Origin of the sequence: Sulfuracidifex tepidarius, assembly GCF_008326425.1 — an archaeon.
In the GTDB taxonomy this organism is placed as follows: domain Archaea; phylum Thermoproteota; class Thermoprotei_A; order Sulfolobales; family Sulfolobaceae; genus Sulfuracidifex; species Sulfuracidifex tepidarius.
Window position 1 is genome coordinate 799,747 of the sequence record NZ_AP018929.1, and the last position, 13,952, is coordinate 813,698.

Below are 13,952 nucleotides of genomic sequence, written 5' to 3' on the forward strand. Positions count from 1 at the left end.
TTAGAACCTTTTTAAGGGGTTTATATAGTTATTGATAGAATAAAGTTTAAAAACCCAATTTAACAAATCTTTTATGAACGAGAACTCTGTTACATTGTCATCAAGCGGCACTGACATATTCATGATTATAGTCTCCAAGGAATATTTCATAGATGGTGAAGTAGAGCCATCGATTTGCATGAAAGACCACTTAGTTTTCATCAACCGCTTTCCTTTTGCAATAAGGACAACTAAAGGAGTGATAGAATCCATACAAGTGAAATGCAGAGAGCTCAAGCAGCTTCTAATGTCCCTCTTCTAACATTGTCTGAAAACCTACTCCCTCTCCAGCTAGACATAATAGAAATTAAGGTTCAAAACCAACTGTAAATCAGAACAATTTATATCTGGATTAAGAAATTTTTGAATTTACAAGTTTATCTATCTTAAAAAGAATAACTAGCTCATTAAAAATAGATTTTATTCGTAAACATGGTGCACACAGTGGCTACATTTTTCTGCTCTTTTCGTTCAATTTAGAGGTAGAACGCTTAGCTCTGTACCACTTTCATGCAAAAGACCAATAACTCTGTTACCCTTTCACGTCTGAAGCCTAAGCGAATATGGATCTAACTGAGATATGAAGTTCTCCTCGTCTTCGCTCAATGAAATAACCTTGGGCTGATCACTTCTCAATGGAAACGAGGTGTTGTTCTTGATCTCGTCTATTGAAGTGAAATCATAAACCGAGGTAATTTCCCATTCATCCTCTCCTCTCAAGAAGCGAATGACGCCGAGGTCTGTAACCACGAAAACGTCGTTGTTGGAATATCTGGCGGTTCCAGTAATGAAGTCTACTTTCTCTACTAAAGACCTCTTGCTGTGTTTTAAGTTCCACAGTATAACTTTCTTCACCAATGGCATAACATAAGCCGTGGCTGCTCCTCCAGTCAGCCTAACCTTAGGTTGTCTGTAGTCTCCTATTACAGATAAGTTAACGTTAGTGTCCTTGTCTATCTGAACTGGCCCTAAGAATATCACGTCGAGAAGGCCCTTCTGTATCATATCAAATGAATCAGCTGTTATCATGACGGGAGAGGATTTAACCATGAACGGGTCTCCAGTTGACGCCGTAACTGACTCTAGACTAGGATTATCGGCTTCAGCTACGCCTAAGATCTTCAGGTTTTTGTGATAAAAGTCTCTAGCCATGAGTGATCCTAACAAGGCTGGTAGAGAATTAAGCCCTACGTAAACTCTATTCCCGTCGTGAAGGAGGGAGGAAATTGCCTTTATAGCGTAGTCAACTCTGGGTTTGTTTTGCATTATCATGTCTATCACTTCTATCTTTAAAATAGAATGTAGTCAAAAGGGAAGATGTTTCTAAATTTTTAGTATAAAATAGAATTTCATGATTATTAAACTTATTTATACCCAATTTATTATAAATATCATGGCTTTTAAAGCAACATCACAGTAATTACCATATATATAGTACAACACTCGCTCTAGGCAACATCATAATAAGGGGAGTTAAATGGGGGTATTATGTTTACTTAATAGAGAATGACTCTAGTGGTAAGAGGAGGGACCATTACGTAGGTCCTTTAAACCAAGTGGTGAAAAATTACTTGGGGGTCGTAGGGGGTACCCCTCAAAGTGGACCGGCCGGGATTTGAACCCGGGACCTCTCGGGTGCGAACCGAAGCTGAAGGGGGACACCCCCTTCGACCCCCAATTTCAAATGAACAAGAAATTGGGGAATTTGCCCCCAAGGACGTGAATACAAGGAGTGGCAAACACGTGGTGATTGATAAAGCTGAGATAGAGAAATTTAGAGATGATCTCATTAGACAGGGAATAAAAGAGAAGACCGTAACTTCTTGGCTCTACTACCTGAAGAGGGCTGAGGGGAAGAGGCTACGTGATGCTGAGGACGTTAGGAGGCTTTGGGCTAACTCGTCTCAAAGGATGTGGAAGGAGTCGCTATCACGCTTCTTCTCTTGGTATGAGAGGAAGTACGACGCTGAGGATTTGATAGCGAAGCTGAGGAAAGGTTTGCCTGAGAAAATACACCGTGGCGTTGATACTTACGTACCTTCAGACGCTGAGGTGTTGAAGTTGAGGGACGCTTTACCCAGTGATTACACACATGTGTACAACGTGTTGGTATGTACAGGTCTCAGGATGACCGAGGTAATTTACTTGTTAAATAATAAGGATAAGCTGAGGGTTGTGGACTTGGGCGACTTCGTTAGGGTACACTTAGACTTGATGAGGAAGTCAAAGAACGCTATGGTATGCTATTTACCTAAGCACGTGTTTCAGTCCTTGAAGCCTTTGAAGGTCCATGAGGACACTGTAAAGAGCGCGTTCTGTGAGTCCGGTCTCTGTGAGAAATATTTGAGGAAGTGGTTCAACCAAAAGGTGAGGAGTGCGGTGAAGGACCGTGATTTAGCTGAGTTCCTTGAAGGAAGGATATCGGGTCTGTCTGTGGGCGCGGTGCATTACACCGACTTGATAGGGCTTTCAGATAAGGAATACCCGCACGTGTTTGATGTAGTGAATGGTTTCTTGAAAAGCTAGACCCGTCCCAAGTACCTTACACGCGACAAGTCTGAACTCTGATAGTCTATAGTGGATATAGCACGCTTCAGGAAGTCTAAGGCGTCTACTTGGGGTTCCGTGGACTGTATAGCTAGTCCCATAACCTATATTACCGCGTGTTGTCCCTATATAACTAAATGTCGCACGAAAACACACACTCACAAATAGATGAGTATGTGAAGAGTAACGAAGACCTTCAGAAAGCTATAGAGTTACTGAAGAGGGACAGGAAAGTAACGCGTGTTTCCCTTCAGTTCGAGTTCAACCTCACGACTTGGAAGGCGAGGAAGTTATACGAGGAGCTGAGGTTCCTATGCGAGAAAGGGCTAGCGTTCCACATAGACGAGACTAAGGAACTAATCTGTCAGGCTTACCACGGTCGCGTGGAGCTGATCACGTTACATAGGGGGATGGAACACTTGGACTTCGACGAGGACTTAGTGAAGGACGAAGAGGAATTAGACGAAGAGGAAGAAGAGGAAGAATAGGTGAAAGAGTTCTTAGACAGAGCTTATGTGGTGTGTGTCCAGCCTGAAGTTAGGAACCCAAAGAAAAAAGACACTGACCTAACCCCCGTTATCCCGCGTGAAATCACGTGCTTTTTACCTTCCTATTCCGTGTAAAAGTCGTTTTGTTTTCAAAACAAAACAAGCTCTAATAACGTGTTATTCCGTGTTATTCTTCATGGCGTTTTGTTTTTGCTTAGTGTAATCTAATATCAACATTCTAATGTATGCGCTCAGACTTAGACCCTTCTCTTCGGCTTCCTTCTCTAGGTTATCCGCTATATCCTTAGGTAGATACACTACAATACGAGAAGTATCTTTTCCTACTACCATGTGATAAAACATTACACAGTATCATAAAAGTTTATATAGTGTGCTACTGTAGTTACACTTAGTGTATATAATGGCACAAGTCCAATTCAAGGAAAATTCGGTTAAGGTAAACGGGTCTATTTTTCACCTTACGCCTTCAGCCTTTGAAACGGTGAAGGCGTGGTATGAGGCAAATAAGGACGAACCTGAGGAAGCCGTAGTTGAAGAACTAGAGTACTTAACTGAGGCGTTCAGTATGATAAAGCCTGATAACAAGGATAAGGCACAACGTTACCTCAAGGTATTGGAAGACGCCTATGTTATGACCGACTACAAGGTCAAGGAGTTGTTCGACAGGGTTTACGAGGTGAAACAAACGTGAAAGTAACTATACCTTATTACGAGATAGAGGAAAACGCGTGGTGTGAGAAGGAAGGACGCGAATACTACCCTTACTCCACGGACATGGAGTATGAGGTAGACGTTAAGGAATGCGAGTTCGACCGTAAGGACTTGGAAGAGATCGTAGACAGACACCTAGGCACGGTCATAGAGTTGCTATTGAAGGGCCACAGAGAAGAGGTAGAAACTATTTTAAGAGAAGTGATTCACCAGTGATTCACTTTTTACTCATACATGATTCACAGATGAGTAATGTTTACCGTACGGATTTTCTCTATCTATCTATCTGTCTATCTATCTCATCTCTCTCTATCTCTCTCTCTATCTCTCTCTACTCTATCTATACATGATATTACGTATTGCTTCCCTTACTCACATAAGACTTAAAAGTGTTCAACACAAATAGGAAGGAGTGGTGATCAAAATGTCTAATAAGACAATGGCTTACGTGAGGCTGAAGGAACAAGATAAGGAACTCATAATAAAGATAGCAGAGTATTACGGCGTTTCCTATTCCGACGCGGTGAAAATAGCGGTGAAACACCTATCGAAAGAACTAGGTATCTCTTCATAAGTTAATCCGTTTTTTCTCTTCGTCATGAAATCAGGAAAAAGAGGCGTACCTAAACTATGTCAATATTAGAATCCGGGTCTAAAAACTTTCCTCAGGGTTGCGTAGAGGTAAAGGTTATAGACCCTGATCTTTCTTTCACGGTCTGTATCGAAAGTACAGGACTTAGACTAGCACATAACGGCAAAGAAGTCCTTATGTCATACCACGACTTTGAGAACCCCGCGTTCTTAAGGCTAACCCTTTATGAAGAATTCGGTTATGATCCTAAAGACCCCATAAACGGTAAGATAGCGTTCTTCTTACAGAATAGCAAGGACCTAAACCAACTCATAAGGGACTCTCAAAAGAAGGAACAATATGAAGTATGTATAGAGTTCGTAAACGACATTTGCAACGACACCTATATCTTAGCTAACGAAAACGGCGTATTCCTAGAGAAGAAGGTCTTCAATAAGTTCAACAGGGACTACGAAAAAGTGATTAAGGAAATTTCCTCTATAAAAGTAAAGAAGATAGAGAACGTGAAATTCAACGGTATATTTAACGTGGACTTCGATAGTAAGTTCGTGAAGATTACTACTGATGAACGGATAATAACGGGTGAGGTAGATGAGGTAGCAACGCTAACCAAGACTAAGTATGGATTGGAACAACCCGAGAAGTTCAAGTTCTTGTTGAACTCTAACTATGAAACAGTTGAGGGCTATTACGCGGTAGGTCCTTGGTTTGACGGCGAGAGACTTAGCATTGCGACGGAGTCTTTGTACAACCCACCTTGGAAGAAGATGGACAAGTACAGGTTACCTCAGGAAGTCCCAGCAGATAAGAAAGTAGAAGTCCTCAACAGGATAATAGGTACTGTAAACTCCTTCAAGGATAAAGGGCTAGTTACATGGATTCTATCCTTTGGGCTTGTGAGCAATTTCGCACACTACCTAAGACAGAAGACGGGTTATTTCCCTCACGCTATAACTGTAGGAAGACAGAAGACGGGTAAGACAACGCTAACCATACTCAACCAATACTTATATTGGGGGTCAAATAGCTTACCCCCAATAAAACCCAAGAGTGAAGCGCAGTTAAGGTATTCGCTATCACAGTCTACCTTAGTAACTCCTATAGAGGAATGGACTGAACTATCTAGCGAGAGCGACCCCGTAAGGGAAATGCTCAACCTCCTTCACAGTTCAGCTCAACGTTTCGTTTTGAAGAAAATAACTACGTCTAACCCTGATATAAACGGGACGTTTCTGTCACTGTCCTCAGTCTTGGCAGATACTAACTTCACCCAAGAGGTTGATATTGCGAGTGTTGATAAGATTCTCTTCATTAAACTAGATCGTGATGAGGGTATAGACCTAAAAGAGGCGACACAGAACAACGCGTTGCTCAAGAACGAGTTGAAGGGAGACTATCACATACATGAAGTTTTGCACGCCATAGGCCTTGAACTAATGAACATGGTATCAGAGAAGCTAAAGGGGTTTGATTTCAATAAGGAAAGGTCTAACTTATTGGACGCCTTGATATCCTTAGGGTACAATACATGGGTCGAGGTGTTCAGGAAGTACGGCGTGAAGATGACCCCTTCAATAGAGTGCGGTTTTAACGAGTTTCCTCTACCTACGTTATCCCTAGTAGAGAGCATTACCGAAGAGGACTTGGACCTCTTGTTTGAGGAGTTCGTAAATACCAAGGTGAGAGAGTTGAATCAAGTACCTACTTCTGATAATGACATTTTGAAGTACGGCTTCTTCTATAATCAAAACGTTGATAATCAAAACGTTGTAACCTTCACTTATAGTTTCCTCTCAGAGTTCAGGGTTTGGCTAACCAAGGTAAAAGGTGTAAAGGAAAGGCCTATATCTAGACTCATTTCGGACATAAACGCTAAGAAATCTACAATACGATTACATGGTGAGTTAAAGAACGTGTATAAGAAGAACACAATTTCGCCCATATTAGAGCCTTATGAAAGTTAGAATATTTTTGTAGTATAATCAAACTTTTCGAAATTGTACTACACCTTACTACACATTCAATTGACTTTGAGATTCTTGTAGATTAAAAATTGAATTGAAATTGTAGTAAGGGTAGTAAGTGTAGTAAGGGCTATACAATATAGTACATTATAGTATGAAAAGCATATACTCTTGTGTAAAAGATTTTGCCTTACTACACCTTACTACACTTACTACATTATTCAATTATATGAAGGATTACCATAATCATATCTATTAATTGAAATTGTAGTAAGGTGTAGTACAATTTCCCTTACTACACGTTACTTGTACTGCTTTATAGTGAAATTCTCTACCCGTGTACTTTTATTTGAGCGTCCCCTTCGCCACAGGGAAAGCCGTTTCCTTTTAGGGCGAATTGAAAGATAGTCGTGATAGACTTTGTTTACTGAACGTGGTACTAACTCAGTTTGTCTAAACGCTGAGGAATCCTTGCCACAGCATTTCAATACAACACGTTTTTATGGCAATAGCCCCGTGCTTTAAAGCTTATATGACGTGAAAGGGGCATAGTCTAGGTATGGGTTATAGAGTTTTCTCAGCCGGGCAATACAAGATACGTCAAAGAGGGAATAAGTATTACGTTTACAAGCTAGAGAATGATAATAGGGGTAACGTAAGGGAGCGTTACGTCGCTCCTTTAGACAAGGTAGTGGAGTTTTACCTTAGCAGTGGGGGTGTGGGGGTTACCCCCACCATGGACCGGCCGGGATTTGAACCCGGGACCTCTCGGGTGCGAACCGAGCACTCTTCCAGACTGAGCTACCGGCCCATATATGTCTTTGCCTAGAGGAGGGAACCATTCCTTTAGCTTTGATTTACCGCACGCTTTTGATCTTCTTACTTTACTAATGTTCCCTTCCTCTATCAAGTAATTTTATCTCTTTTAGCTATAGTATAAATACTTATCTATTGTTAGGTCTTGCTCTTCTCTTTCAACTCGTATTCAACTTCGACTCAATGGTACTTGAACCATTCGCTTTTCCTTATCAACCTATCTACCATGTTGAGCGGTTTTCCTCTCCTGGCGTGTTCGTGGCTGTCACCGGGGTACCTTACAAGCCTAGCATCCACACCGTTCATCTTCAATGCTATGAAGAACTGTTCAGCTTGCTCTATAGGACACCTCATGTCTTCTTCCCCGTGGATTAACATTAGGGGGGTCTTAACTTTCTTCACGTGATAGATAGGCGACATCTCCAACAGCTTACCTATAGATTCTCTTTCCCAAGGGTCTGATATTCCGGATTCTATAGCGTTAAACCAGAAACCTATATCGCTAGTACCGCACATGCTAACCAAGTTTGAAATGCTCCTCTCAGCTATCCCGCTTGAAAAGAAGTCTGTCTTGGTCAAAGCCATGTTCGTGAAATAACCTCCATATGAACCTCCGGTCAGGTGGAACTTTCCCTTAAGTCCAAGGCTAGATACGAAACTCATCAATTCGCTGAAATCTATGTCACACCATTTTCCCACTACAGCACGAGCGAAGTCCTCCCCGTACCCCTGGCTTCCGGAGGGATTAGTGTAAATCACGTTGAACCCCTCCTGGAACAGATAGTTAAATTCTATGTAGTACATGTAACCATAGGCTGTATGAGGGCCTCCGTGGACGAAAACTACGTTAGGAGCTTTCTCATCTCTCTTCATTACCCACCCTTCAATTCCTTTAGTGAAAGAGTCAGGAATTACCCCTTCCACGCTCTCGTTAGGATCGTAACCTCCCATGAGGGACGGTTTCCTCGGGTCGGAGTAGACGTACTCCACTCCGTCCTTCACATCGAAGTCCAACACAACTCCCTTAACGTCAGTGACCTTCTCACCGTCTTCGACTGAGTACACGTTTACCGTAGGGCCGTCCTGTCCTAGGGAATAAACCTTTCCCCCGTCTACTACCAACTTGTCTCCATATTTAACGAAAAGGTCGTTGACCACCGAGTTTCCGCAGTACTTCCCGCAAGTTAAAACTCTCCCATCCTCAAATATCACGTCCTTTCTAGCCCACGGAGACAGACCCTTTCTGTGCCCTAGGTATGCGAAACCGCTCTTAGTGAGGGCTACAGCTGTGACAGCTCCCTCTCCCTTAGTTAGTTTCGTGAAAGATGAGGACCCCACATCTACCTCAAATACGTCCTGGAATGAAACATCGTCGTTGGACATCGTAGCTGAGGCCACCACCCTTCTCCCGTCTGTGTCGAAGTCGTTCACGTCATAGTTACCACCCATTATCGTCCTAGTCTCCTTCCCGTCAAAGTAGTAAAGGGAAGTCCTAGATCTCAAAAGGCCCCTACTGTCGAACTTATACTTGAGTGAGGAGGCCTCGAAGGGAGTACTGTTTCCCTTTCTCTCCTCTCCCAAAAAGAGGAATCCCTTACCGTAAGGAAGATACTTCTTTATTTTGTCGAAAGAGAAAACAGGCTCTGGCTCTCCTAAGGTAGACCTCATCAGGGTATCCTTGTCTCCACCCTTAACGTAATGAAGAACTCCGTCCTTCACTAGGGGCTGTGACTCTTTACCTCCCCACGTCACTCTTTTCACGTCCTTCCCCTTAAAGTAGATGGAGGACGAGTAGCTATTGGAGGTGAAGTCGATCCAATTCAGCTGAAAGAAAGTCCCATCCTCGCTCTTAACCGGGTTTGAGATAAGTTTTATTGAGTAGAATACCTTTGGATCCATGTCTTTAGGTTGTGAGCTAGAAAGTTAAAGTTGATAGCCCTATGATGACCGATGGGCGGATGGAAAGGTGATATGAACCACTGCAGCACTGAGGGCTCTTCAACTTAAAAGAGGGGCGATTCACATCTCTTTGCGAATTCAGTGTATTTATCGAATAGAGTGAATTTAATTAAACGCTCCTGTATTGACTGTGGGTAAGGATTCATGCTTTGCAATCTCCTTTATTTGATTTATTTTTGTCATAATTACAATTCGCATTGGAAACCTGAATCTCCCCAAATAGCGGTGTTATATAATATGCTAGAATTGCTGTGAAAATAATAGATTAAAAAATATCCATCCATAGAAAAATTAGAATGAGTTTAAAAATACTCCACAGCTTATGGAGGGAAAAAGTAGGTATATTATTATTACCCAGACCCTTTCTCTGTCTTGTCCTCGGCTTCACTCTCTTCTTGTTTCGCTTCCTGTTTCACTCCCTCCTTCCTCGAGGAAGGTATCGTGGCTAAGAGCTCTGAGTACGCTACTTCTCCGTGTATCTCGTAGTCTCCCACCGCCATAGTATCTGTGGTGACCCTCAGAGGTATGAACAGACCTATCAGCTTGAGCAGACCGTAAGTTATGGCGAAGTCGTACACGAAGACCACTCCTGCAGCGAACGCTTGTATGCCCAGTTGATAGAAGTCACCGTATAGAGCTCCCTTCAGACCTGGGTCTATGTAAGTTGTTACGTTAGGATCAGCGAACACTCCAGTCAGCAGACCTCCCAATATCCCCGCAATTCCATGAGTAGAGAAGACTCCCAGCGTGTCGTCAGCCTTCAGCTTGGGCTCAAACTTGTACAAGGATATCCACGGGACCGTTCCAGAGGCTATACCTATCAGGATTGCCTCCCAGCCGTTTATGTAACCTGCAGCGGGAGTGATTGCGACCAGTCCGGTAACTGCACCGCTCACTGCACCCACGAGGGTTGGCTTCTTGAAGAACGCCATGTCCATTCCTATCCAAGCTATCGCGCTCGCGGCTGTCGCTATGTTAGTATTGAGGACTGCTATAGCTGCGTCTATCGTAGCTCCTCCTGGGTCACCCCCGTTGAAACCGTCCCAGCCTAACCAAACCAGCCCTGCTCCCGCTAGGACTAAGGGAAGACTGTGAGCCTCTAACTTTCTCTCCGAAGCGAGCCTGGGTCCTACAGCGAAAGCTGCAGCTAAAGCACCGACACCCGCGTCTACGTGTATAACGTAACCTCCGCTGAAGTCAACTGCACCTAGTTGGTTCAACCATCCTCCTGCAAAGAGCCAGTATGCGACTGGGCTGTACACTAGCAAGGACCAGAACGGAACGAATATCATCCATGCCTTGAAGTTCATCCTCTCTAGAACTCCTCCTGCTAAGAGGACTGGGGTAATTGCAGCGAAAACGAACTGGAAGAATATGTATGTCGCAGTAGGAATGTCTAAATTAGACGCGGAAGGACCGTACGTTGTTTGGGAAGCCTCGTATAGCCCTCCCCATGCTGGGGTCGGGGTACCCAGTATTCCATAGGAACCTATTTTGAGTCCTGCAGGCCCGAATCCGAAGTTGTATCCAGCTATCATCCATATTATTAGAACTGCGGCGAAGGCATAGAACACCATCATGGCGGAGTTCACAGCGTACTTCTTCTTGGACATCCCAGCGTAAAGAAGAGCTACACCGGGGACGCTTTGAAGACCAACTAACGTTGCAGCGGTGAGCATCCAGGAGTTGGAACCTAAGCTAAGCCAAGAGGGTACCGCAGCGGAAGGGTAATCAGCAGTAGAGTTCTTAAGCGCCGCTATGCTCTGATTCAGGGACTGTATAGACGCAGTGACATTAGAGGTTGCACCGTGAGATATTAGTGACATCATCAATATTCCGAATATCCCTAAAGAGAGCACCAAAATACCTTTACCAAAGAGGAACCTCGTCCGAGTTTCTCCTTCTTTTTCATCCATCTTTTTCTCGGAAGAGAAGATATCCAAATACTTCTTAAGCATTATCACGATTTTTCACTAAAAGTTTCTTCTTATTTAGGGATTTTTTTAAATAGTTTTTAGAATCTACGTTAAGAGTTAAGGAGACTATTTTAAAATTTTTTAGATTATATGCATTGAAATGTAAAGTTTGCTTAAACATTACTTTTATATTCTTTAATACAGATAATATTAAAGGTATATGCAGTAAAAAGAGAATCTTCAGGAAAATCTTAAAAACGAGATAGTTACAAGAGTTGTTATGGGCCCGTAGCTTAGCATGGTGGAGCGCCCGGCTGATATCCATGTCAGTCACCGGGAGGTCGGGGGTCCAAATCCCCCCGGGCCCATTTTTGGATTAAGCTTATTAAAAACACGTCGTTATTGTGCTTGTATGCAGTCGACAAAGAGAGTAACTAGGTTCGAGTGGCTCACAAAGCTCATCGACGTTCCAGTTCTGATGGGGATAGCACTTGTCTCCATCCTAATAAGGGGAATAAGCGCAAATTGGCCTCTAGCAATAAACGGCTTTGACTCTTGGTACCTATTCTACAACGCGTTATTGATAGCTCACGCTGGAGGGAACTGGTACGCAGTTCCTCCAGACGTTCACGCTTGGTTCCCGTGGGGCTATTTCGTGGAGCTGGGAGACACTATAGGTTTGCCTTTCATAATTTCACTGATCTCATTACCTTTCATGGGAGCGTTCGGGGCTAATGCAGTTTACACTGTGACCATATTCAGCGACATCGCATTAGCGGGGATAGGAGTAGTCGCAGCATTTCTTGCAATAGAATCTATTACTGAGAGCAGGTTAGCTGGTTATGCTTCTGCCATAGTAGTAGCTGTATCTCCTGCACTGACTTACAAGAACGTACTTGGTGGGTTACCGAAGGACTCTTGGGGAGCGGTCTTGATATTGTTTACCATTTACCTTTTCAACCAAGCAATAAAGAAGGAGAAAGCCCTCTACGGTATACCCGCAGGTGTCCTCCTATTCCTTGCAGAAATAGTGTGGGGAGGTAACACATACATCGACCTCAGCCTGATAATAGCAGCTTTCCTCGTTATATTGCTGAATAGAAACAGCGAGCTAGTAGCTAAGACATACGGACTCATGGCAATAACCACGGGATTCCTCACGTCTTTCGCTCCCAACGAAATAGGTTTCCTATCAGGTTTCGCACACGGTCTTTCGATGATCTTCATTGGGATCGTGTTATATGCAGACCTCTACCTCAAGAATCACCTGCCTAAGGAGCTCACTGATTCGAAGAACATTTTGATATCTGCCGCTGTAATTTTCGTCTTCGTCATTGGAATATCCTCGATAGTTCTCCTTAAACCTTCATTATCGACTACGATAATTCCTTCAAGGTACTACGCAATAATCAATCCGTTCTTCCAGATAACTGTCCCTATAGACAAGACAGTAGCAGAGTACATACCTCAGTCCATAACTAGCATGATAGAGGACTTCGGGATATCTCTCTTCCTTTCCATAGTAGGAATATACTATGCGATAAAGAAGGGTAACTTGAGCGGGATTTGGCTACTAGTCCTGGGCGTTGCTGCGATATTCGGAACTTCAGAGCAGCCTTACCTCTTTAACTACACTGCCTACCTCGTAGCTGCACTAGCAGGAATAGGAATATATTACATAGTCTCTTCCCTGCGTCAATCCTCTAGGCTTGCTCCCATCCTAGTTCTGTCGCTATTCGCTATATCGTTAGTCGCTGATGCAGGCATGGCTGCAATCGGTAGCAACGCACCACAAGCTATAGACAACTCAGCCACAGGTTTCCTCACCACTAACTACGCGTGGGTTAACGCAATAGACTGGCTGAGAGATTGTACTCCTCCTCATACTTTCATAATGAGCTGGTGGGACTATGGGTATTGGTTGGAAACGCTGACGAATAAGACAGTAATAGACGAGAACAACACACTGAACGGGACACAGATAAAACTCATGGCAAAGATGTTCTTAAACAACGAAAGCTATGCAGCGTACGTGTTAGAACACTACTACCACGTCTATCCGTATGGGAATCCAAACTACACGATCCCGGCCTTCATAGTAACTTACGACGCAGTAACGGAACAGACGTCTGCTAACGGACAGATAACATGGTACCTTGGATATCCTTCAGGTTTCGGTCCGTTCTTCGGCTACACCACAAGTTTAGGAGACATAGCAAAGGCAATGGGTGCAATGACCATAATCGCTGGGTATAACGAATCCGCTTACACTAACACAACCGAATTGATAAGCTTGATAAACTCTACTGAAGCAACTTACGGTTCATCAGATCCTACGTTAGCGAGCAATTTGATAAGCCAGATAGAGAACGCCCAGCCTTTCGCGTGGACTCCTAAGGCATACAATTCGCTGATAGTCCAGATGTTCATAGAGGGCACTGAAAGCCTAGGTGGGGAGACTATAGCTCCGTTCACAACTACAGTTACACCGACCAGCAATGGCTTTTCAGTGAGCGGGCAGCCATTACCACCTGTCCATCTCAACTACTTCCAGCCTGCTTACATATCTCTCTATCCAGTTGGTAGCGGAGGCGTTGCAAACGACGGAGGAACGTACACAGTTTACATCATGGTGTTAGTGTATCAGTTCGTACAGCCTGGCTATGTCATCCCAGAACACGTGAGTGAGAACATTTAAATGCAAGAAAATTTTATTAAAGTTAATATTTTTAATATTTATATATTTCTTAGATTAAATTTAACTTTAAGTGGACTATTTTAAAAATTAAATAATATATTTATACACTATATAGCACAAGATATATTTTTAAAAAAATATACTATTTATCGAAGAGAATAGGAAATCATGGGTATAGAGATATGTTTGTCTCTTTTTCAA

At 43.2% G+C, this 13,952-nt stretch carries 14 protein-coding genes, 2 tRNA genes and 1 pseudogene; 11 read left to right on the top strand and 6 right to left on the bottom strand.

All coding sequences use genetic code 11. From position 1 onward, the window contains the following. Nucleotides 1–73 precede the first annotated feature (73 nt). Nucleotides 74–301 carry a hypothetical protein gene (locus IC007_RS03640; RefSeq protein WP_054845881.1) on the top strand — a complete coding sequence of 76 codons (228 nt, stop codon included), beginning with the start codon at nt 74–76 and terminating at the stop codon, nt 299–301. 278 nt (nt 302–579) lie between these two features. Here the strand turns inward: IC007_RS03640 and IC007_RS03645 are convergent, their stop codons facing one another. Further along, entirely contained in the window at nt 580–1,311 is a 732-nt protein-coding gene (locus IC007_RS03645; RefSeq protein ID WP_232049003.1) for a CoA-transferase subunit beta, read from the bottom strand. Between the two features lie 227 nt (nt 1,312–1,538). Between IC007_RS03645 and IC007_RS13730 the strand changes: the two genes are divergently transcribed. After that, nucleotides 1,539–1,658: a putative integrase gene (locus IC007_RS13730; protein WP_232049042.1), complete on the top strand. Its 120-nt coding sequence runs from the start codon at nt 1,539–1,541 to the stop codon at nt 1,656–1,658. Between the two features lie 124 nt (nt 1,659–1,782). After that, entirely contained in the window at nt 1,783–2,565 is a 783-nt protein-coding gene (locus IC007_RS03655) for an integrase (protein WP_232049004.1), read from the top strand. Here the strand turns inward: IC007_RS03655 and IC007_RS14045 are convergent. Beyond that, nucleotides 2,562–2,687: a hypothetical protein gene (locus IC007_RS14045; RefSeq protein WP_256202563.1), complete on the bottom strand. Its 126-nt coding sequence runs from the start codon at nt 2,685–2,687 to the stop codon at nt 2,562–2,564. The two genes, IC007_RS03655 and IC007_RS14045, sit on opposite strands and share 4 nt — an antisense overlap. Nucleotides 2,688–2,762: 75 nt before the next feature. Here IC007_RS14045 and IC007_RS03660 point away from each other — a divergent pair, with 75 nt between their 5' ends. Beyond that, a complete protein-coding gene (locus tag IC007_RS03660; RefSeq protein WP_232049005.1) occupies nt 2,763–3,074 on the top strand; it encodes a hypothetical protein in 312 nt (103 codons plus the stop codon). 177 nt (nt 3,075–3,251) lie between these two features. Here the strand turns inward: IC007_RS03660 and IC007_RS03665 are convergent, their stop codons facing one another. Next, nucleotides 3,252–3,425 carry a ribbon-helix-helix domain-containing protein gene (locus tag IC007_RS03665; protein ID WP_162204983.1) on the bottom strand — a complete coding sequence of 58 codons (174 nt, stop codon included), beginning with the start codon at nt 3,423–3,425 and terminating at the stop codon, nt 3,252–3,254. A gap of 70 nt (nt 3,426–3,495) precedes the next feature. Between IC007_RS03665 and IC007_RS03670 the strand changes: the two genes are divergently transcribed. From IC007_RS03670 to IC007_RS03690, 5 genes and pseudogenes are all read left to right on the top strand, one after another. Continuing rightward, on the top strand, nt 3,496–3,786 hold the full coding sequence (locus IC007_RS03670; protein WP_149528381.1) for a HEPN domain-containing protein: 291 nt from the start codon (nt 3,496–3,498) through the stop codon (nt 3,784–3,786). Next, the gene (locus IC007_RS03675) at nt 3,783–4,022 is read left to right on the top strand and encodes a hypothetical protein (RefSeq protein WP_149528382.1); all 240 of its coding nucleotides are present in this window, start codon (nt 3,783–3,785) and stop codon (nt 4,020–4,022) included. Before IC007_RS03670 ends, IC007_RS03675 begins: the two co-directional genes overlap by 4 nt. A gap of 208 nt (nt 4,023–4,230) precedes the next feature. Then, a complete protein-coding gene (locus IC007_RS03680) occupies nt 4,231–4,380 on the top strand; it encodes a ribbon-helix-helix domain-containing protein (RefSeq protein ID WP_054845938.1) in 150 nt (49 codons plus the stop codon). 56 nt (nt 4,381–4,436) lie between these two features. Continuing rightward, nucleotides 4,437–6,362 carry a hypothetical protein gene (locus IC007_RS03685; RefSeq protein WP_054845878.1) on the top strand — a complete coding sequence of 642 codons (1,926 nt, stop codon included), beginning with the start codon at nt 4,437–4,439 and terminating at the stop codon, nt 6,360–6,362. A 559-nt stretch (nt 6,363–6,921) separates the two neighbouring features. Beyond that, a pseudogene (locus tag IC007_RS03690) lies at nt 6,922–7,071 on the top strand (putative integrase); the annotation flags it as partial. A 28-nt stretch (nt 7,072–7,099) separates the two neighbouring features. On the opposite strand, the gene IC007_RS03695 reads toward IC007_RS03690, so the two are convergent. The 3 genes from IC007_RS03695 to IC007_RS03705 form a co-directional block, all read right to left on the bottom strand. After that, nucleotides 7,100–7,173, bottom strand: a tRNA-Ala gene (locus IC007_RS03695). 185 nt (nt 7,174–7,358) lie between these two features. Further along, entirely contained in the window at nt 7,359–9,077 is a 1,719-nt protein-coding gene (locus tag IC007_RS03700; protein WP_149528383.1) for an alpha/beta hydrolase family protein, read from the bottom strand. Nucleotides 9,078–9,487: 410 nt separating this feature from the next. Next, nucleotides 9,488–10,966 (bottom strand): ammonium transporter, encoded by a 1,479-nt coding sequence (locus tag IC007_RS03705; RefSeq protein WP_084739744.1) that lies wholly within the window; start codon nt 10,964–10,966, stop codon nt 9,488–9,490. 369 nt (nt 10,967–11,335) lie between these two features. Between IC007_RS03705 and IC007_RS03710 the strand changes: the two genes are divergently transcribed. Both IC007_RS03710 and IC007_RS03715 read left to right on the top strand, forming a co-directional pair. Beyond that, nucleotides 11,336–11,421: transfer RNA gene (locus tag IC007_RS03710), tRNA-Ile, on the top strand. Nucleotides 11,422–11,465: 44 nt separating this feature from the next. Further along, nucleotides 11,466–13,751, top strand: coding sequence for an STT3 domain-containing protein (locus IC007_RS03715; RefSeq protein WP_054845877.1), 2,286 nt, complete (start codon nt 11,466–11,468; stop codon nt 13,749–13,751). The last annotated feature ends 201 nt before the right edge of the window (nt 13,752–13,952 follow it).